Genomic DNA, 19,560 nt, shown 5'->3' with positions numbered 1-19,560 from the left:
GAGCGCCAATGTTACAGGTGAGTCAGCTACATCAATACTACGGCGGCAGCCATATTTTACGCGGGGTGGATTTTTCCGCCCGCCAGGGCGAAGTCACCTGCCTGCTGGGGCGCAATGGCGTCGGTAAGACCACGCTGCTGAAATGCCTGATGGGGCTGATCCCGGCGCGCAGCGGTGAGGTACGCTGGCAGGATCAGAACATCACCCATCGCAAACCGCACCAGCGGGTGCAGGCCGGGGTCGCCTACGTCCCCCAGGGGCGCGAGATATTTCCGCGCCTGACGGTGGAAGAAAACCTGCTGATGGGGCTGTCGCGCTTTCCCGCCCGCGAAGCGCAGCAGGTGCCGGAGGAGATCTACCAGCTTTTCCCGGTGCTCAGGACCATGAAGCAGCGGCGAGGCGGTGACTTATCCGGCGGCCAGCAGCAGCAGCTGGCGATTGGCCGCGCGCTGGCCAGCCGCCCACAGCTGCTGATCCTTGATGAACCCACCGAGGGGATCCAGCCCTCGGTCATCAAAGAGATTGGCGAGGTGATCCGCCAGCTGGCGAGCCGCGGAGACATGGCGATCCTGCTGGTGGAGCAGTTCTATGACTTTGCCGCCGGACTGGCGGACCACTACCTGGTGATGTCGCGCGGCGCCATCGTCCAGCAAGGCAAGGGTGGTGATATGGAGAGCGACGGCGTGCGCGCCATGGTGACCATCTGACCATGCCGGCGGCGGTCGCGCCGCCGGTTTGCGGCCTATTTGCGCAGCAGCCGCTGCAGGCGCGCCTGGCGCCAGTTTTTAATCCATTCGCCGAACACGAACAGGCGTAATCCTCTCACCACCAGCAGGGCGCCCCAGATCAGGGCGACCCAGCCGGACCAGTAGTACTGTGGATTAGTGAAGCGGTTAAGCACCGCCAGCAGCACGCAAACCACCAGCGCCACCGACAGCGAACGGAAAAAGCGGCTCTCCTGATGCACCCGCGCTTTGGCTTCCTCTATGCGCAGATCCAGTGAGGCTTCCTGGCCCGGCGCGTCTTCCCGCCGGGCTTCGCCGCCGATCTCGGCCACCGTCACCTCAAAGACCGCGGCGAGGGCGCTGAGGGTCTCCAGCCCCGGGCGTTCGCCATTCTCAATGCGCTGGATCGTGCGGACGCTGAGACCCGCCATTTCGGCCAACTGCTCCTGGGACCAGGCGCGCTGCAGCCGTAATTGTTTGACCTGATTGTTGCTGTTCATATTCGTATGCTCCATAACGTTCTGCGGATGTAAACCTGTGATGGAGTATGGTGAACCGGGCCGCCAGCCACCACGACAGCGACCCGACAACGGCCCGACAGCAACCTGACAGCCGCATGCCAGCTGGCGTCAGGCGTTGGCCAGCGGAGAATCCGGTTGCCAGGGGCGGGCATTGATCCCGCGGAAAATCATCAGCCAGGCGGCGACAATCGCCACGATAAGAATGACAAAAAGCGACCAGTGCGGCAGATGGGTGAGGATCAACCCCGTCAGCATCGGGTTGAATGCCGCCCCCAGCCACCCCAGCGACTGGGCGGAGAAGTAGCTGGCCTTCATCCCCGGCGGGGCAATATGGTCAATCAGCATATACTCCCCGGGGGCATAAATCACTTCCCCGAGGGTGAAGATCGCCGCCGAGATCCCCCACGCCCACAGGCTGGCGCCAGAGAACATAAAGCCCACAAGGCCGATCACAAAGCAGACGGTGCCGAAGGTCATCAGCGGGCGGATATTTCTCGCGCTCAGCCGCCGGCCAACCGCGTACTGCAGAGCAACCACCACCGCGGCGTTGACCGGCAGCACCACGGCCACCACTTTCTCGGCGAAATCGCTGCTGGCGACCACCAGCACATACTGCGAGAGACAGGAGGCGAAGGCGCCGCCGACGAAGGAGGCCAGCAGCCCGGAGCAGGTAAACCACAGCAGCGCCCGGTCGCGCAGCAACACCGAAGGCGACCAGGGCGCGGCGCCCGGCTGGGCCGCGGCGGCGTCATCCCGCTGAAGAAACAGCTGAATAAACACCAGCGGAAAGGCGGCGCAGGCGGCCGCCAGCCAGAACGGCAAATTGATACTGTGCATTACCAGCAGGGTGCCGATGGGCGGCCCAACGGTCCAGCCGATGTTGAGGATGGTGTAGTTCAGCGAGAAGATGCGCGCTTTTTTCTCTGCCGTCAGCCGATCGGCGAACCAGGCTTTCAGGACGGTGGAAAAGACCGAGTAGGCGCAGTTGATCAGCGCAAAGAAGATCACCACCAGGAGGGCGTTATTGACCAGCGGTATTGCGCTGAAGCCGAGAATGAACACCAGCACTGACCACACCATATAGCGCTTTTTATCGAACCTGTCAGCGAGGATGCCAAAACCCATGCTGAACAACACCCCAACCACCAGCGCCAGCGACAGGGCATAGCCAATCACATCCACCTCCAGCTGAAAGCGTCGGGTGAGATAGATGGTCATAAACGGCAGTGTGGCCCCGCGGCCGATAGTCAACAGTAACGACGATGCCAGCAGCGCGATGGTGGAGCGCCGGAGAGTGGTGATCATGATTTCCTTGCCTGTCATGTTGTTATAATTTTATGTCTTCGATCACAAATAACACGGTCATTACGCCTTGTACAGGTCATCGCGGTCGACGGGCGCACTTCCGGGCCTGCCAAAAATAATGATCTATCCCGGCGGCCGCTTTTTCGCTACTTTGATTTTGTTCACAAAAATTCCAATAACGACAGAGGCAGGGGTATGACGAGGAAAGATGGACTACTGGCGCTGCTGGTAGTGGTGGTGTGGGGGCTTAACTTTGTGGTGATTAAGCTGGGGTTGCACAATATGCCGCCGCTGATGCTGGCGGGGCTGCGCTTTATGCTGGTCGCCTTCCCGGCGCTGCTGTTTGTCGCCCGGCCAGCTATTCCGCTGCGCCTGCTGCTGGGCTATGGCCTGACCATAAGTTTCGGTCAGTTCGCCTTTCTGTTCTGCGCTATCGGCCTGGGTATGCCGGCCGGGCTGGCCTCCCTTGTGCTGCAGGCGCAAGCCTTCTTCACCATCATCCTTGGCGCCTTCGTCTTTGGCGAACGTCTGCAGGGCAAGCAGCTGGCGGGGATCGCCCTGGCGATCTTTGGCGTGCTGGTGCTGGTGGAGGGCAGCCTTGGCGGGGAACATGTGCCGCTGGTGGGCTTTATGCTGACCCTCGCGGCGGCGCTCAGCTGGGCCTGCGGCAATATTTTCAACAAGAAAATCATGTCCCAGACGAGCCGGCCGCCAATCATGTCGCTGGTGGTCTGGAGCGCGCTGATCCCGGTGCTGCCGTTTATGCTGGCCTCATTGTTGATCGATGGTCCGCAGACCATGCTGGCGAGTCTGTAACACATCGATCTGCTGACGATACTGTCGCTGCTTTATCTGGCGTTTATCGCCACTATCGTCGGCTATGGCATCTGGGGATCGCTGCTGGGGCGGTATGAAACCTGGCGGGTGGCGCCGCTGTCGCTGCTGGTGCCGGTGGTGGGAATGGCCAGCGCTGCGCTGCTGCTCGGGGAGACGCTGAGCGGACTGCAGCTCACCGGGGCGGTGCTGATTATGGCCGGGCTCTACATTAATGTCTTTGGCTTACGTTTGGTGCGGCCTGGCATGGCGCGCGGATAAAAAAAAGCCCCGGAGACGGGGCTATACACAATTATGCGTGTAATGGCATCACAGGTCGTGCTGCTGGTAGTACGGCACGCCAAGTTCGTCAGATTTATCATTACCAGCCGCCATATGATTGAAATCAAACGGCGAATCATTATGTTCGGAAGGGATAATCATTGTATCACGCTGGTTTTGACGCACCGGCGTGGTGGTTTGCTCCGCAAAGCTGAAGCTGGATGCCAGCGACAGAAGGACGATAGCTGCGGCAGCGAATAGTTTCATGATTTCCTCAATACGTCTTTGATATTACAGGCGATTAACATCAGTTATTTAGCGGATGCAGATAGCGGGATTCGCCAGGTACATTCGTTATGCGATATTTGTGGGGCGGAACATCAAAATAGTTTTTAAATGTTCGCGTCAAGGTCTGCTGCGATTCGAAACCGTAGCGTTCCGCCAGGTACAGGATTGGCTCATTGCTCTGCTTGAGCTTTTGCGCAATCTCCGTCAGCTTACGGCTGCGGATGTACTGGCCGAGGGAATGGCCAGTCTCTTTCTTAAACATACGTTGCAGGTGCCACTTGGAGTAACCTGAGCGCTCAGACACTTTTTCCAGCGACAGGGGCGATTCCAGGTTATCCTCGATCCACGACAAAATACTATGGATAGTGATGGCGTCATTATTACGTCTGGACATCATCTTACCTCTTCTTATTTTTACGGCAGGACCTTCTTGAGGAGTTGCTCAAGCATGGCGACTTCGTCCGCCGACAGATTTTTTGTTAACTCCTGGTGTAACTTCTGACCCACAACCTGATGACACTGCTCGCAAAGGGCTGCGCCGTCTGGCGTCAACTGCACCAGCACACCGCGCTTGTCAGCGGGGTTGGGTAACCGTTCAATCCAGCCTTTACACGCCAGGCGGTCGAGCATACGCGTCATCGCGCCCGGGTCGACGGAAAGCACGGTTTTCAGCTCAACGGGGGTAATACATACCTCGCAACGAATGGAACAGAGCACCCGAAACTGGGTCGCGGTAATATCCATGGGTGAGAGGTAGTCGTTGAGCAGGCGATCTTTTTTCTGGTTAACCATCTGGATCAAGCGGCCCAGCGGAATCATCTCGTTGAACAGGTCGCTGGTATTTTTCATGATGGTTGCCCAGGCAATGATTTAGTTGCGAGTGATACTATTGCCCAGGCAATCATAAGTCAACATTATGAATTAGCCGATGCCACGATTTGCTAAAATAAAAAAATTCGACGCGTGTCACTGTTTGTGAATTTTCTAACGCTTGTTAATTTTTGTCGAAAGTGATTTATCAGCTGGCTGGCGTTGGAATTGTTGAAGCCGGTATACTCACGGACTGAAACCATCTTTAAAAAATGAATATTTACGGGACTTTATTTAACTATGTTCGATTTGTTTAAAGCGATAGGGCTCGGCCTGGCGGTGCTTTTACCGCTGGCGAATCCGCTGACTACCGTGGCGCTGTTCCTCGGCCTGGCGGGCAATATGAACAACGCCGAGCGTAACAAGCAGGCGTTGATGGCCTCGGTGTATGTCTTCGCCATCCTGATGGTGTCATGGTATGCCGGCCAGGTGGTGATGAATACATTCGGCATATCAATACCTGGGCTGCGAATCGCCGGGGGGTTGATTGTGGCCTTTATCGGTTTCCGTATGCTGTTCCCCCAGCAAAAAGCCCACGATTCGATGGAAGCGAAGATCAAATCGGAAGAACTACAGGATGAGCCGACCGCCAATATCGCCTTTGTGCCGCTGGCGATGCCAAGCACCGCCGGTCCGGGCACCATCGCGATGATCATTAGTTCCGCCTCGACCGTTAAACACGGGGTGGACTTCCCGGAGTGGGTGGTGCTGGCGGCGCCGCCGATTATCTTTGCCCTGTTGGCGATCATTCTCTGGGGTTGCCTGCGCAGTTCGGGGGCGATTATGCGTCTGGTAGGCAAAGGCGGCATTGAGGCCATCTCACGACTGATGGGCTTCCTGCTGGTCTGCATGGGCGTGCAATTTATTATTAATGGCGTGCTGGAGATCATTTCGACCTGGCATCCCTGACCGCGGTGATGCGCAGAGAGACAACAGCCCGCCGGAGCGATACCGGCGGGCTTTTTTTGCGGCTAAATTAAGAGTGGTGCGGCTGGTGTTCTTCCAGCGATACCGGCCAGCGGCGGAAGATCAGCAGGGCCCAGATCAGGCCTGCCAGCGCCGGGATAGCGCCGATATAGCCGATGGAGGCCATAGAGAGATGCAGACTCACCTGGCTGCCCACCAGCGCGCCGGCGCCAATGCCGATATTAAAGATGCCCGAGAACAGCGACATGGCGACGTCGGTGGCGTCCGGGGCGGAGGCCAGCACTTTCACCTGCATGCCGAGACCGATAATCATGATCGCCACCCCCCAGAAGATGCTGAGCAGCATCAGGTGGTGCGGGTTATGCGAGGCCGGCAGAAGCAGCAGCAGACAGGCCAGCAGCAGGCCGATGGCGAGGCTTATCAGCCCCGAAGCGTGCTGGTTACCGAGCTTGCCGAACAGAATGCTGCCGATAATCCCGGCCCCGCCGAGGATCAGCAGCAGCACGGTGGCAAAATTGCCGCTCAGACCCGCCACCGTCTGGACGAAGGGTTCGATATAGCTGTAGGCGGTATAATGTGCGGTCACCACCACCACAGTCAGAATGTATACGCTGACCAGCGCCGGGCGACGGAACAGCACCGGCAGGCTCTTCAGCGAGCCTGAGTGTTCGCTCGGCAGAGTCGGCAGCAGTTTCACCAGGCAGACCAGGGTGGCTAACGCGCCCAGGCCGATCGCCAGGAAGGTCATTCGCCAGCCAAAATACTGGCCGATGATGCGGCCGATCGGAATCCCAAACACCATCGCCAGCGCGGTACCGGTGGCGATCAGACTGAGCGCCTGCGCCCGTTTGCCCGGGGGGGCCATGCGGATGGCTAGCGCCGACGTTATCGACCAGAACACCGCATGGGCGAAGGCGATGCCGATGCGGCTGATGACCAGCACGTCAAAATTCCATGCAAAGAACGACAGCACATGGCTGGCGATAAACAGAATAAACAGGCCGATGAGCAACCGCCGGCGCTCCACTTTGCTGGTCAACAGCATAAACGGCAGCGACATTAACGCCACCACCCATGCGTAGATGGTCAGCATCATGCCCACCTGGGCAGTTTCCATGCCGAAGCTGTCGGCAATATCCGACAGCAGACCGACCGGGGCGAATTCTGTGGTGTTAAAAATAAACGCGGCGATGGCCAACGTCACGACACGTAGCCACGCTACCTTGCGTGAGACCGTATTCGTAGTCATAAGCTCTGGACTGGTGATTCAGGGAAAGATGTGACGCTGATCTTAAAACGATTGTTGGCGAAAAGACAATCATTTTGTGATCTGCGTCTCATTTCATCGCAAGGGGCTGGCTGCGGTTAAGCGATTAATTTTGCTATGGATAGTGTCAAGGGGGCGCTTTTATGTCATGTTGAAGGAAAGTAAAAAAAGTAAGGACAGGGTATGCAGGAAATTCAATTTTATCTGGTCGATGCTTTCAGCGATAAAAACTTTGGCGGCAATGCCGCGGCCGTCTGCCCGCTCAGCGAGTGGTTAGCCGACGATGTGCTCCTGAAAATGGCCCAGCAGCATAATCAATCCGAAACGGCTTTCTTTGTCCGTACCGACGAGGGCTATGAGCTGCGCTGGTTTACCACACTCGCTGAGATCAATCTCTGCGGCCACGCGACCCTCGCCGCTGCGCACGTTATTTTCGAATATCTCGACCATCCTTCGGCGACGATTCTCTTTAGCACCCGTTTTGTTGGTGAGCTGCGGGTCACCCGTAATGGCGACTGGCTGACGCTCGATTTCCCTGCGTGGTCGACCTCTCCGGTGGAAAACCCGCCGGCGGATCTGCTGACCGGGCTAGGACTCGAGGCCGCCGTCGAGGTACGTGAAGGGCGCGATTATCTGGTGCTGCTGGCGGATCGTCAGCAGGTTGAAGCGGTGCGGCCGGACATGGCGCGCCTGCAGACGCTTGGCAAAATGATCTGCGTCAGCGCGCCGGATGAGGAGTATGACTTTGTCAGCCGCTTCTTCTGCCCGGGTGAAGGGGTGCCGGAGGATCCGGTGACCGGCTCCGCCCATAGCATGCTGATCCCCTGGTGGGGCGAAAAACTGGGGAAAACCACCATGATGGCGCGCCAGGGCTCCGCCCGCGGCGGCGACCTGCGCTGCCAGTGGCAGGGCGACCGAGTGCTGATTAGCGGCCAGGCCACCACCTATATGCGCGGAACGGTTTACCTGCGAGGTTAACAATGTGTTTACGCCCGGTGGCGTCCTCTACCGGGCGGATTGGACTTAATGTTGTTCTGCGGCATTAAGGACGGGTGATTTTCCACCTTTGTCATTGATAGGTTCAATTTTACCCATCAGGAACAGGTAGTTGATTATCCCGATAACGACAAGAATGGCCGAGAAAATCAGTGCCCAGTTGAATGAGCCTGTCGCAGCAACGATCGCACCCGTAATGATCGGACCGACTGCGCCTCCCATATTCGAAACCGTATTTTGCAGCCCAGCGACAATTGAGACGCTATTTTTGGGTGCAACATCACCCGGTAAGGCCCAAACCTGCGATGCGGCGACCGTCGTGCCTGATTTTGCGACACACAAGAGAAAGACGGTCATAAACACAGAGTCGGTAAATGGTGCAAAGCCGATACAAAGTGCCATAAGCAAGCCGATAGTCAAAAACAGTTTACGGGTCGCTGTTAGAGACAGTACTTTCTTATGTACCAGACGATCCGAGGCCCAGCCAGCAAAAACTTCAATCACCATCCCGCATAATAAAGGCAGAGCGGCTACCATTCCCATTTTAATAAAATCCATACCTTTTTCTTTTACCAGGTAAGTAGGAAGCCAGGTAATAAAAAAATAGGAGGTATAATTGATGGTAAAAAAGCCGATGCACATTGCCCAAATGTTACGATAACGCAAGAGCTTATACCATTTCATGGGCAATACAGTTTTGTCGCCGTGATGTTGTTTTTGGCCATCGCGAATAATACGCACTTCTGAAGGACTGATGCGTTTGTGTTCTTCCGGGTTTTCAGCATAGATAAAATACCAGGCGATAACCCATAAAATGCCCACACTGCCGATAATCAAAAAGGTCAGTCGCCAGTCAAAGGTGTAGATCATCCAGACGATAAGCGGCATGGCAATCGCCCCGCCAAATTTGGACGCACTATCGAAGAGTCCGGATACGGTGGCACGTTCTTTATCCGGAAACCAGCGTGCGGCGATCCCTGCGTTGCTGGGGTAGGCGGCGGCCTCGCCAACACCTAAAGCCAGACGCAGTGCCAGAAGTGATTTAAAACCCGTGGCAACACCCATCATCGAGGTGGCAATTGACCACCAGGCGACGGCTAAACCAAGACCTTTTTTCTGACCAAAACGATCGGCGAACCACCCGGCGGGGATCTGTAATAACGAGTATGACCAAAAAAAAGCAGCCATGATAAACCCCATCATTTCGGGGTCGAGTTTCAGTTCATCGATTAAATGTGGGGCTGCGGCAGATAATACTGTCCGGTCGATATAGTTGATGGCAATAGCCAACCACATTAACCCGGCTATCCACCAGCGAATACGAGTAGTGTTAGCTGTCGTGTTCATATATTCGGCTCTAAGTAGATGTTCGTTATATTGGTGGGAATGGCATGCTTCCCACCTCGTTATTTACAGCGAATTCATAATGTTTTCAGGTCGTTCACCACCACAGACGCAGGTAATAATATTGTTGACGCAGCGCGCGCTAATATTGCTAATTGCGCCATCCGTATATCCAGCAATATGAGATGTTGGCGCAAAATTCGCCAGGGTAAATAAAGGGTGCGTAGCGCAAGGTTCCTCGAGAAAAACGTCAGCTGCGGCTCCGGCGAGGTGTCCTGATTTTAGTGCTTCATACAACGCTTGTTCATCAACAATACCGCCTCTGGAAACATTGATCAGGAATGCCCCTGATTTCATCTGCTGTAGCCGGGCGGCATTAAACATATTTTCAGTTTCCGGGGTTAAAGGGGTATGCAGGCTAATAAAATCACTTTGCGCCGTCAGGGTATCCAGTGAGACATATTCAATCTGGTGTTGTTGTGCAAATTCTCTGTCTGGCCAGGCGTCGGTGGCGAGCACTCGCATATTGAATCCGCGCGCACGTCGCGCCACTTCCTTACCGATATGGCCTAAACCGACGATCCCCAGGGTTTTGCCATATACATCAGTGGCAAAAATACGAGGCCAGTTGCCTGCTTTCGTTTCACTGATTGCCTGATAAATCTGGCGGGCAGTATTGAGAATTAAGCCAAAAGCAAAATCGGCCACCGCATGCTTGTTGGCATCAGGAACGTTAGTGACAAAAATTTTGCGCTGACGTGTAGCGTTAAGATCGATGTTATCCACACCAACGCCGTGTTTGCAGACAATTTTTAACCTCGGGGCCTTTGCCAGCAGCGATTCATTGATGTCGGTGAAGGCGACAATCATCGCTATGGCATCAGGCAGATGCTGAGCCAGCATCTCTATAGAGGCATCGGCAGGCAACATGACCAGTTCAAGATCGGCCTCTTTCAGTGCCGAAATGGGCGCATCGTCGTATTTGGCGAATGAGGGCGAGGTGCAAATTACTTTCATAACCGTTTCCTGTTTACTGGCGACAATGAGCGTCGCAAATACAAGACCTTGCCCCAGCCAGTGATGGCCGGGGCGGATACGTAAATTAGTGAAGGTAGGTGTTAATGATATTTTTAATCTGCTGCAGCTGGTGGTCACTAAACTGCACCGCGTAGCGGCTGTCGCCCACCTCGTGACCCATTAGCTGCAGGGCTTTCTTCACCGCCGCAGGCGAGAACGCCACTTTATACAGATCGGTGCGCAGGCCCGTTACCTGCTCCTGGGCCTGGCGCGATCCGGCGATATCCCCGGCGTGAAAGCGCGACCAGATGGCGTTAATTTCAGCGGGGGCGACGTTGGCAAGCCCCGAGATGCAGGCCGAGCAGCCGTCGACAAATCCCTGATGGATAAGCGAGTCCGGCCCGTTCAGAACGTCGAAACCGTCGATATCGCGCACCGCGTCGAGAAAGCCTTTCAGGCTGTCGTAGCTGCCGGCGCTATCCTTAATGCCGACGATATTCTCGTGGCGGGCCAGCTGGCGCGCGGTCTCCGGGGCAATAGTGTTGCCGGTGCGGGCGGGAATGTTGTAAAGAAAGAGCGGGACGCTCAGCGCGTCGGCGATCGCCGTATAGTGGTTAATCAGCTCTTCCTGCTTCAAGGGCACGAACCACGGGGTAATGGCCGATACCGCGTCAACTCCGAGGCGGGCGATCTGCTGGCCCAGCCGGCGCGTCTCCCGGGTGGAAACCTCCCCAATATGGGCCACCACCGGCGCGCGACCGGCCGCCTCTTCCACGCAGGTTCTGGCGATGGCGATCTTCTCTTCCTCATTGAGGACAAAAAACTCGCCGTTGGTGCCGCCGCAGAAAATACCGTTGCCTGCGGCGAGCTGGCGCTGCACCTGCTGGCGTAGCGCCGGCAAGTTAAGCGCTCCCTCGGCGGTAAAGGGAGTGACAATGGCGGTGAGTACGCCGCTAATAGCTTTCCTCATTTAACTTTCTCCTGTTAGGCATGTTCTGGATACAGCGTTTGGTAGATGGCCGCGATCTCTTCGCGGCTGACGCTGCATGGGGCATTGTTCATCAGGCGTTTGACGTTTTGCGCCGCTGCGCTGAGGGCGGAAATACTCTCCTGAGGCACGCCTAGCGCGGCCAGGTTGTCCGGCAGCGGCAGTCGTTTGACCAGTGCCGCCAGCCATGCGACCAGCGCATGGGATTTCTCTTCCGCGCTGAGCGTGCGATCTGCATCGGGGATCAGGTCCCAGACTTGAGCGAACTTCGCCACCGCGTGAGGGCGGACCACCCGCATGCAGGGCGCCAGCAGAATGGCGTTGGCCACCCCGTGCGGCAGGTGCCAGGTACCGCCAAGCGGATAGGAGAGCGCATGCACCAGGTGAGTGCCGGCATAGTTGATCGCTGCGCCGCCGTACCACGAGGCCCAGAGCATCTCCAGCTTCGCCGTCAGATCCTGCGGCTGATTTACCGAACGCTCGATATGGCGTACCAGCTTGTGTAAACCGATTAACGCCGCGTTATCGCTCACCGGGTTGGCGACGGTGGAGGTAAAGCACTCAAGCAGATGACACAGAGCATCGATTCCGGTCGACGCCGCGATGCTGGGCGGCATGCTGGTGGTCAGCTCCGGCAGCAGGGCGACATAGTCCGGAAGCAGCACCGGGGAGATGATCCCCACCTTCGTCTGCGGCTCGGGGATCGCCAGAATGGCGTTCGGCGTCGCTTCGGATCCGGTGCCCGCGGTAGCCGGGATTAACAATGAGCAAATTCGTCGTTGCGGCTGCTCGCCTGCCAGCAGGGACGTCAGCGAGGGCGCCTCAGGGTGCAGAAGTACTGACAGCAGTTTTGCTACATCCAGTACGCTCCCCCCGCCGATACCAACGACCATCTGCGGCTGGCTGGCGCCCAGCTGGCTGACGATCTGCGTAACATCGTGATGGTTGGGCTCCGCTGGCACGCTGTCAATGACCTCAACTTCACGCCCTTCAGCCGCCAGCAGGCGATGAATCGCCTGGGTTGCCTCCAGCGCCCCGACGTTCTTGTCGGTCACCAGCAGGATTGAGGTTTTACCGGCCAGCAGCGGGAGCAGGGCCGATGAGGCGCCAGCCCCGCTGATGATTGTGCTGTGTATCGTCGCCACGCGTTTCTCCTTGGTAGTAATTGATTGAATTCAATCATTCATAAATCTTTCCACTCGTCTGATGGGGAAAAGTTATAATTTATACGGCAGCTTAATAACTTGAGCTTGATCACATTTAATCAAATATGATTGAATATAATCAATTTAAGATTTTATCGACTACAAGGCAGGACAATGAACGACGGCAATAACAGAGTGCTGGTGCTGGCGGATGACTTTACCGGGGCCAATGACGCCGGGGTCAGCCTGGCGGAGGCGGGTATGTCGGTGGAAGTGGCCTTCACCGCCGGACAGCCATCAACCGCCCGGGCATTAATTCTCAACAGCGACAGCCGGGCGATGAGCGCCGCGGCGGCGGCGGACAAGGTCGCCGCTCTGCTGCGCGGCGCGGCGACATTCGTCCCGCACTGGCAGTTAAAGAAGATTGACTCCACGCTGCGCGGTAATCCCGGCGGCGAACTGGAGGCAATGATGGCGGCGCAAGGCTGCCGGATGGCGGTGGTGGCCCCGGCTTATCCGGCAGCCGGGCGGCATACCCGGGACGGGCGCTGCTATGTGCATGGTGTGCCCCTCGATCAGACCGAATTTGCCAGCGATCCGAAAACGCCGGTGAGCCGGGCGGAGATTAGCGAAATTATCGCCATGCAGAGCCGTCTTCCCTGTCTGACCCTGAACGCTGGCCAGCTTCCGGCGGCATTAGCGACGGCGGGCGAGGAGAAGCGAGTGTTGATTGTCGACGCCTGGGAAGACAGCCATCTGGACCAGGTGATCGACGCCGTTGCGCCCCATGCGCGGGAGACCCTGCTGGTCGGCTCGGCGGGTCTCTGCGAGGCGCTGGCTCGCCGCCTGCGCCGCAGCGAGCAGGGCCCGCTGCTGGCGGTGGTCGGTTCGATGAGCGAGATGGCGCAGCGTCAGGTTGCTGCGCTGCAGGTCCATTCCCGAGTACGGGTGATTGAAATTGATGTCGAACAGACCTTTAGCGGATCGCCGAAGGAGGAAGCTTCACGGATCGCCGAGGTGCTGCGCGAGGGCCAGCACTGCGTGGTGACCACCCGCCCGAATCACGCCGCCCGGCACGGGATTGAAGCCCGGTGCCGTGAACGCGGTCTCAGCCGCGCCGCCTACGGGGAGCACATCTGCGCCTGGCTTGCCGACGTCACGGCGCAGGCGGTGGCGCAGTCTTCCCCTGGCGCGCTGTATCTTTCCGGCGGCGATGTGGCCATCGCCGTCGCACACGCGCTCGGCGCCACAGGGTTTCAGATCCGCGGCCGGGTGGCGGAGTGCGTTCCATACGGGCATTTTCTCGGCGGCCGCTGGTCGCGGCCGGTGATGACCAAAGCCGGAGGATTCGGCACCGACACCACGCTATTACATGTTGTGAATTTTATTGAGGAGAAACTGAGTGTCTAAGATGATTGCAGTGACAATGGGCGACCCTGCAGGGATTGGTCCGGAGATTATTATCAAATCCCTCGCCGAGGGGGCGCTGAGCGGCGCGCCGGTGGTGGTGGTGGGCTGCGCGCAGACGCTGCGGCGGATCCTGGCGCTAAATATCACGCCGCGGGCGGAGCTGCGCATCATTGACCATCCCGCCGAGGCGAGTTTTTCCCCAGCGACCATCAACGTCATTGATGAACCACTCAGCGACCCGCAGGGGCTGCGCCCTGGCGAAGTCCAGGCCCAGGCAGGGGATCTCGCGTTTCGCTGCATCAGGCGGGCGACCGCGCTGGCGCTGGAGGGCGCGGTCGCGGCCATCGCTACCGCGCCGCTGAATAAAGAGGCGCTGCATCTCGCCGGGCACGCTTATCCCGGCCATACCGAACTGCTGGCCCACCTGACGCAGACTACCGATTACGCCATGGTGCTCTATACCGAGAAGCTTAAGGTTATCCATATCACTACCCATATTTCCTTGCGCCAGTTCCTCGATACCCTCAACCAGCCGCGGATTGAGACGGTGATTGGCGTGGCGGATCGCTTTCTGCGCCGCGTCGGCTATCCGCGTCCGCGCATCGCGGTCGCCGGCGTTAACCCGCACGCCGGGGAGAACGGCCTGTTTGGCGATGAAGAGATCCGTATCGTCGCCCCGGCGGTCGCCGCCATGCGGGCGAAGGGAGTGGAGGTGACCGGCCCCTGTCCGCCGGACACGGTGTTTATGCAGTGTCACGAAGGCATGTACGACATGGTAGTGGCGATGTATCACGACCAGGGGCATATTCCGCTGAAGCTGCTGGGATTCTATGACGGGGTGAATATTACCGCCGGGCTGCCGTTTATCCGTACCTCCGCGGATCATGGCACTGCGTTTGATATTGCCTGGACAGGTAAAGCGAAGTCTGAGAGCATGGCAACCTCCATTGAGCTCGCCATGCACATCGCGCAGGAATAACATGAAGGGATATAACCGGTTAGAGCAGATTATGGACTTCCTGAAAAGCCATAATCTGGTGACAGTCGACCAGCTGGTGGCGGCGACCAACGCCTCGCCGGCCACCATTCGCCGCGACCTGATCAAACTCGATCAGGAAGGGGTGATCAGCCGAACGCACGGCGGGGTGACGCTGAACCGGTTTATTCCTTCCCAGCCGACGACGCTGGAGAAAGCCCAGCGCAGTCCGCTTGAGAAGCAGGCTATCGCCAGTGCGGCGGCAGCGCTGGTGAAAGCCGGCGACGCCATTGTGCTTGACGCCGGCACCACCATGATTGAGCTGGCGCGGCAGATCACCCATCTGCCGCTGCGGGTGATCACCAGCGATTTACATATCGCGCTGTTCCTATCGGAATTTAAGCAGATCGAAGTGACGATTATCGGCGGGCGCATCGATGACAGCAGCCAGTCGTGCATCGGCGATCACGGCCGCCGCCTGCTGCAGACCATCTGGCCCGATCTCGCCTTCGTCAGCTGCAACGGCTGGGACCTTGAGAAGGGGATCACCGCCCCGACGGAGGAAAAGGCCGCCCTGAAGCGCGATCTGATGGCCAATGCCCGGCGGCGTATCCTGCTGGCGGACAGCTCCAAATACGGCGCCTGGTCACTGTTCAACATCGCTCCGCTGGCGTCGTTGACCGATATCGTGACCGACGCCCACCTGCCGGATAAAACCCGCGAGGCGCTGGAGACCCTTTCCCCGCAGCTGATCATTGCCGACTGACTCGCAGGCTGCCGTCAGGGCAGACGGGCGATATTGGCCTTGATCACCGCGATCGACTGGCTGAACTTCGCCTGCTCTTCGCCGGCCAGCTGCAGTTCAATGATCTGCTTCACGCCACCCTGGGCCAGCACCGCCGGCACCCCAGCCGCCGCGCCGCTGACCCCGTACTCACCGTCAAGAATGCAGGAGACCGCCAGCGCGCGGTGGCTGCCGGTGAAGATATTGCGGCAGATCTCGGCGATGGTCCCTGCCACGCCATATTCGGTGCAGCCTTTACCCGCGTAGATCTCAAATCCCAGCTTGCGCACTTTGTCAGCCATCGCCTCGCGATCGAGCGGCAGGCCGGTGCGCTGCTGGTAGAGGTCGGCGATTGGCGTGCCATATACCGAGGAGTGCGACCACACCGGAAACTGGGTATCGCCATGCTCGCCGAGGATAAAGGCGTCGATGCTCTGGGCGCCAATCTCCAGTTCCTGCGCCAGCAGGCGACGCAGGCGGGTGGTATCCAGCCAGACGCCGGTGCCCAGCACCTGGCTGCGCGGCAGGCCGGAAAGCTGCCATACCTGCCAGGTAATGATGTCGCAGGGGTTGGTGGCCACCAGAAAGATGCCGTTAAATCCGTTGGCCATCATCGTCGGCACAATGCTCTTCACAATCTTCGCGGTGGAGGTCAGTTCATCCAGCCGGCTCTGGCCGGGGCGCAGCGCGCCGCCGGAGACGGTGATCACCGCGATATCGACATCGGCGCAGTCGCTGGCCTCGCGGGTGGAGATGGTCATCATCCCCGGCAGGTAGGCCGCGGCGTCGCTCAGGTCCTGAGCGTGGGCCTCAGCGCGCTGTTGGTTAAGGTCGACGAGGATCAGCTCCTCGCAAATGCTCTGGTTGAGCAGGGCGTAGGCCGCCGACGCGCCGACATTGCCGGCGCCAATAATCATCACTTTACGGGCTTTGGTGTGCATATTCAGATCTCAAGTACGAACGGCAGGGGATAAAATTACTGTGTTTCAGTGGGTTAGCGCAATAGGTGGGCGGCAATATAAGTTAATGCTATGTCGGGAAAAGCCGCCGGCCGCGCTACAGTGGGGTAAAAAAGGAGCTCACCTATGTACACCATCACCGACATCGCCCCTACCGACGCCGAATTTATCGCCCTGATTGCCGCCCTCGACGCCTGGCAGGAGACCCTCTACCCGGCGGAGAGCAACCACCTGCTGGACCTTAGCCAGCTGCCGCCGCAGACGGTCATCGCCCTGGCGATCCGCAGCCCGCAGGGCGAGGCCGTTGGCTGCGGGGCTATTGTCCTCAGTGAGGAAGGCTTTGGCGAGATGAAGCGGGTCTATATCGATCCTCAGCACCGCGGCCAGCAGCTGGGAGAAAAGCTGCTGGCGGCGCTGGAAGCGAAAGCGCGTCAGCGCGACTGCCATACCCTGCGCCTGGAGACCGGTATCCATCAGCATGCGGCCATCGCCCTCTACACGCGCAACGGCTACCAGACCCGCTGCGCGTTTGCGCCGTATCAACCCGATCCGCTCAGCGTGTTTATGGAGAAACCACTGTTTGCCGATCTTCGTTCAGCAGCGCTATAAACGCCTCCAGCTGGCGGGTTTTGGCGCCCCGGCGCCACACCAGCCAGGTGGTGAGCCAGCGCCATTCTTCGGCCAGCGGCCAGGCGGAAACCTGCTGATGGCCGGGCATACTCTCCAGCATGCTGCGCGGGATCAACGCCAGGCCGGCGCCGGCGATGACGCAGGCCAGCATCCCGTGGTAAGACTCCATCTCGTGGATCCTGCCCGGGGTCGCTCTGTCGGCATGAAACCAGCTCTCAAAATGCCGGCGATAGGAACAGTTGGCGCGAAAGGCGTAGACGTTGGCCCCGTTCACTTCGCTGGCGCGGGTGATGGGTGCGTGGCCGTAGGGGGCGACGATCATCATCTCTTCAGGGAACACCGGCAGCCCCTCCAGGCCCGGATGCACCAGCGGGCCGTCGACAAACGCGGCGCTCAGGGCGCCTTCCAGTACGCCGTCGATCATCGTCCCGGAAGGGCCGGTTGAGAGCGCCAGGTGAATTTTCGGGTAGCGCTGATTAAAGTGGGCCAGAGTGCTGGGGATCCGTACCGCCGCGGTGCTCTCCAGCGAACCAAGTGAAAACAGCCCCTGGGGTTCGTCGCCCGCCACCACCATTCGCGCCTCGTCCACCAGGGCGAGGATCTGCTGGCTATAGCGCAAAAAACTGTGTCCCGCAGGCGACAGGCGCAGGCGCTGGTTCTCGCGGATAAACAGCTCAACGCCGAGGTCGGCCTCCAGCTGGCGGATGCGGGTGGTGAGGTTGGACGGCACGCGATGCACTCTCTGCGCCGCCTGGGTAATGCTGCCGGTGCTGGCGACAGCGTTAAACATCTCTAGCTGAGTCAGGTCCATGATATTCTTCTTTTGTGAATGTGTTGCTTAATATTATTCATTTTCAATGAATGGAAAGGTAAGCCAGAATACGGACACTTCGCAAGCAACGAGAGAGAATAATGATGAATTTATCTGCAACGCACGCCGTCTCCGTCAATCCGACTACCGGTGAGGTGGTCTCCTCGCTGCCGTGGGCCAGCGAACGCGAGGTCGACGCGGCGATCGCGCTCGCCGCGGCGGGCTATCGCCAGTGGCGTCAGACGCCGCTTGCCGACCGCGCCGACGCCCTGCGCCGCATCGGGGCCGCGCTGCGCTCCCGTGGCGAAGAGGTGGCCCAGATGATCACCCTTGAGATGGGCAAGCCGATCGCTCAGGCGCGCGGCGAGGTGGCGAAATCGGCCAACCTCTGCGACTGGTACGCTGAACACGGCCCGGCGATGCTGGCGACGGAAGCTACCCTGGTGGAAAATAACCAGGCGGTAATTGAGTATCGTCCACTGGGCGCCATACTGGCGGTGATGCCGTGGAACTTCCCGGTCTGGCAGGTGATGCGCGGCGCGGTGCCGATCCTGCTGGCCGGCAACAGCTATCTGCTGAAGCATGCCCCGAACGTGATGGGCAGCGCCGGTCTGCTGGGCGAAATTTTTGCCGCCGCCGGCCTGCCGGATGGTGTATTTGGTTGGGTGAACGCCACCAATGACGGCGTTTCGCAGATTATCAATGACGACCGCATCGCGGCGGTGACCGTCACCGGCAGCGTCCGCGCCGGGAAGGCGATTGGCGCCCAGGCGGGCGCGGCGCTGAAGAAATGCGTGCTTGAGCTGGGAGGATCCGATCCCTTTATCGTGCTCAACGATGCCGATCTCGATGAAGCGGTAAAAGCCGCCGTCACCGGCCGCTATCAGAACAGCGGCCAGGTGTGTGCGGCGTCGAAACGCTTTATTCTCGAAGCCGGCATTGCCGAGGCCTTCACCCGCAAATTTGTCGACGCCGTGGCAGCGCTGAAGATGGGCGACCCGCGCGATGAGCAAAACTACGTCGGACCGATGGCGCGGTTCGATTTACGCGATGAACTGCACCAGCAGGTAACGGCGACCCTTGATGAAGGAGCGACTCTGCTGCTGGGCGCGGAAAAAATCGAAGGGGCGGGCAACTACTATGCGCCAACGGTGCTGGGCAACGTCACCGCCGGGATGACCGGCTTTCGTCAGGAGCTGTTTGGTCCGGTAGCAACCCTGACCACCGCTCGCGACGCTGACCATGCACTGGCCCTCGCCAACGACAGCGAGTTTGGCCTGTCCGCCACGGTCTATACCACCGACGAGGCGCAGGCCCAGCGCTTTGCCCGCGAGCTGGAGTGCGGCGGCGTCTTCCTCAATGGCTACTGCGCCAGCGACGCCCGCGTGGCCTTCGGCGGCGTGAAGAAGAGCGGTTTTGGCCGCGAGCTGTCGCATTTTGGCCTGCACGAGTTCTGTAATGCGCAGACCGTCTGGAAAGACCGTCGCTAATCAACGTTAGCC

Annotated in this window: 20 protein-coding genes and 1 pseudogene; 9 read left to right on the top strand and 12 right to left on the bottom strand. The window is 58.8% G+C overall.

Annotated elements, in window-relative coordinates; translation table 11 throughout:
- Positions 1-8: 8 nt before the first annotated feature.
- Entirely contained in the window at positions 9-707 is a 699-nt protein-coding gene (gene urtE / locus OHJ17_RS13195) for an urea ABC transporter ATP-binding subunit UrtE (protein ID WP_004176246.1), read from the top strand.
- Between the two features lie 35 nt (positions 708-742).
- Here the strand turns inward: urtE and OHJ17_RS13190 are convergent, their stop codons facing one another.
- Both OHJ17_RS13190 and ydeE read right to left on the bottom strand, forming a co-directional pair.
- On the bottom strand, positions 743-1,225 hold the full coding sequence (locus OHJ17_RS13190) for a helix-turn-helix domain-containing protein (RefSeq protein ID WP_002904389.1): 483 nt from the start codon (positions 1,223-1,225) through the stop codon (positions 743-745).
- Between the two features lie 129 nt (positions 1,226-1,354).
- On the bottom strand, positions 1,355-2,551 hold the full coding sequence (gene ydeE / locus OHJ17_RS13185; RefSeq protein ID WP_023313140.1) for an efflux MFS transporter YdeE: 1,197 nt from the start codon (positions 2,549-2,551) through the stop codon (positions 1,355-1,357).
- 195 nt (positions 2,552-2,746) lie between these two features.
- Here ydeE and eamA point away from each other — a divergent pair.
- A pseudogene (gene eamA, locus OHJ17_RS13180) lies at positions 2,747-3,646 on the top strand (O-acetylserine/cysteine exporter).
- A gap of 48 nt (positions 3,647-3,694) precedes the next feature.
- Here eamA and marB read toward each other — a convergent pair.
- Genes marB through marR form a run of 3 tightly spaced genes read right to left on the bottom strand, consistent with a single transcriptional unit; the run spans position 3,695 to position 4,783 of the window.
- A complete protein-coding gene (marB, locus tag OHJ17_RS13175; RefSeq protein ID WP_032433077.1) occupies positions 3,695-3,913 on the bottom strand; it encodes a multiple antibiotic resistance protein MarB in 219 nt (72 codons plus the stop codon).
- Between the two features lie 40 nt (positions 3,914-3,953).
- The gene (marA, locus tag OHJ17_RS13170; protein ID WP_002904397.1) at positions 3,954-4,328 is read right to left on the bottom strand and encodes an MDR efflux pump AcrAB transcriptional activator MarA; all 375 of its coding nucleotides are present in this window, start codon (positions 4,326-4,328) and stop codon (positions 3,954-3,956) included.
- A 20-nt stretch (positions 4,329-4,348) separates the two neighbouring features.
- Positions 4,349-4,783 (bottom strand): multiple antibiotic resistance transcriptional regulator MarR, encoded by a 435-nt coding sequence (marR, locus tag OHJ17_RS13165; protein WP_017900358.1) that lies wholly within the window; start codon positions 4,781-4,783, stop codon positions 4,349-4,351.
- Between the two features lie 261 nt (positions 4,784-5,044).
- Here marR and OHJ17_RS13160 point away from each other — a divergent pair, with 261 nt between their 5' ends.
- Positions 5,045-5,713, top strand: a complete 669-nt coding sequence (locus OHJ17_RS13160; RefSeq protein ID WP_004205969.1) for a MarC family NAAT transporter — start codon at positions 5,045-5,047, stop codon at positions 5,711-5,713.
- 67 nt (positions 5,714-5,780) lie between these two features.
- Here the strand turns inward: OHJ17_RS13160 and OHJ17_RS13155 are convergent, their stop codons facing one another.
- Positions 5,781-6,980 (bottom strand): sugar transporter, encoded by a 1,200-nt coding sequence (locus tag OHJ17_RS13155; RefSeq protein ID WP_004205967.1) that lies wholly within the window; start codon positions 6,978-6,980, stop codon positions 5,781-5,783.
- 201 nt (positions 6,981-7,181) lie between these two features.
- Between OHJ17_RS13155 and OHJ17_RS13150 the strand changes: the two genes are divergently transcribed.
- Complete coding sequence (locus tag OHJ17_RS13150; RefSeq protein WP_032433078.1) at positions 7,182-7,976, top strand: PhzF family phenazine biosynthesis protein; 795 nt, start codon at positions 7,182-7,184, stop codon at positions 7,974-7,976.
- A 45-nt stretch (positions 7,977-8,021) separates the two neighbouring features.
- Here OHJ17_RS13150 and OHJ17_RS13145 read toward each other — a convergent pair whose 3' ends face one another.
- The 4 genes from OHJ17_RS13145 to OHJ17_RS13130 form a co-directional block, all read right to left on the bottom strand.
- Positions 8,022-9,341, bottom strand: a complete 1,320-nt coding sequence (locus OHJ17_RS13145; RefSeq protein WP_004179768.1) for an MFS transporter — start codon at positions 9,339-9,341, stop codon at positions 8,022-8,024.
- A 63-nt stretch (positions 9,342-9,404) separates the two neighbouring features.
- A complete protein-coding gene (locus OHJ17_RS13140) occupies positions 9,405-10,355 on the bottom strand; it encodes a phosphoglycerate dehydrogenase (protein ID WP_025368133.1) in 951 nt (316 codons plus the stop codon).
- 85 nt (positions 10,356-10,440) lie between these two features.
- Complete coding sequence (locus OHJ17_RS13135; protein WP_014907630.1) at positions 10,441-11,325, bottom strand: dihydrodipicolinate synthase family protein; 885 nt, start codon at positions 11,323-11,325, stop codon at positions 10,441-10,443.
- Positions 11,326-11,339: 14 nt separating this feature from the next.
- A complete protein-coding gene (locus OHJ17_RS13130) occupies positions 11,340-12,488 on the bottom strand; it encodes an iron-containing alcohol dehydrogenase (RefSeq protein ID WP_267302311.1) in 1,149 nt (382 codons plus the stop codon).
- Between the two features lie 174 nt (positions 12,489-12,662).
- Here OHJ17_RS13130 and dtnK point away from each other — a divergent pair, with 174 nt between their 5' ends.
- Genes dtnK through OHJ17_RS13115 form a run of 3 tightly spaced genes read left to right on the top strand, consistent with a single transcriptional unit; the run spans position 12,663 to position 15,640 of the window.
- Positions 12,663-13,898, top strand: coding sequence for a D-threonate kinase (gene dtnK, locus OHJ17_RS13125; RefSeq protein ID WP_032433081.1), 1,236 nt, complete (start codon positions 12,663-12,665; stop codon positions 13,896-13,898).
- A complete protein-coding gene (locus tag OHJ17_RS13120) occupies positions 13,891-14,877 on the top strand; it encodes a D-threonate 4-phosphate dehydrogenase (RefSeq protein WP_004151623.1) in 987 nt (328 codons plus the stop codon). The genes dtnK and OHJ17_RS13120 overlap by 8 nt, the downstream gene beginning before the upstream one ends.
- A 1-nt stretch (position 14,878) precedes the next feature.
- Complete coding sequence (locus tag OHJ17_RS13115) at positions 14,879-15,640, top strand: DeoR/GlpR family DNA-binding transcription regulator (protein ID WP_002904489.1); 762 nt, start codon at positions 14,879-14,881, stop codon at positions 15,638-15,640.
- A gap of 14 nt (positions 15,641-15,654) precedes the next feature.
- Here OHJ17_RS13115 and OHJ17_RS13110 read toward each other — a convergent pair whose 3' ends face one another.
- On the bottom strand, positions 15,655-16,599 hold the full coding sequence (locus OHJ17_RS13110) for an L-lactate dehydrogenase (protein WP_002904491.1): 945 nt from the start codon (positions 16,597-16,599) through the stop codon (positions 15,655-15,657).
- A gap of 144 nt (positions 16,600-16,743) precedes the next feature.
- Here OHJ17_RS13110 and OHJ17_RS13105 point away from each other — a divergent pair, with 144 nt between their 5' ends.
- Complete coding sequence (locus OHJ17_RS13105; protein ID WP_002904493.1) at positions 16,744-17,226, top strand: GNAT family N-acetyltransferase; 483 nt, start codon at positions 16,744-16,746, stop codon at positions 17,224-17,226.
- On the opposite strand, the gene ptrR is transcribed toward OHJ17_RS13105, so the two are convergent.
- Positions 17,180-18,058 carry a putrescine utilization regulator PtrR gene (gene ptrR / locus OHJ17_RS13100; RefSeq protein WP_004143535.1) on the bottom strand — a complete coding sequence of 293 codons (879 nt, stop codon included), beginning with the start codon at positions 18,056-18,058 and terminating at the stop codon, positions 17,180-17,182. The two genes, OHJ17_RS13105 and ptrR, sit on opposite strands and share 47 nt — an antisense overlap.
- Positions 18,059-18,159: 101 nt before the next feature.
- Between ptrR and sad the strand changes: the two genes are divergently transcribed.
- Positions 18,160-19,548 carry a succinate-semialdehyde dehydrogenase gene (gene sad / locus OHJ17_RS13095; protein ID WP_072196915.1) on the top strand — a complete coding sequence of 463 codons (1,389 nt, stop codon included), beginning with the start codon at positions 18,160-18,162 and terminating at the stop codon, positions 19,546-19,548.
- Positions 19,549-19,560: the final 12 nt, after the last annotated feature.

This window comes from Klebsiella sp. KP20-425-1 (assembly GCF_025813515.1).
GTDB lineage: Bacteria > Pseudomonadota > Gammaproteobacteria > Enterobacterales > Enterobacteriaceae > Klebsiella > Klebsiella pneumoniae.
Note: the sequence above shows the minus strand (reverse complement) of the source record. Positions and strands in the feature narration are given on the sequence as shown.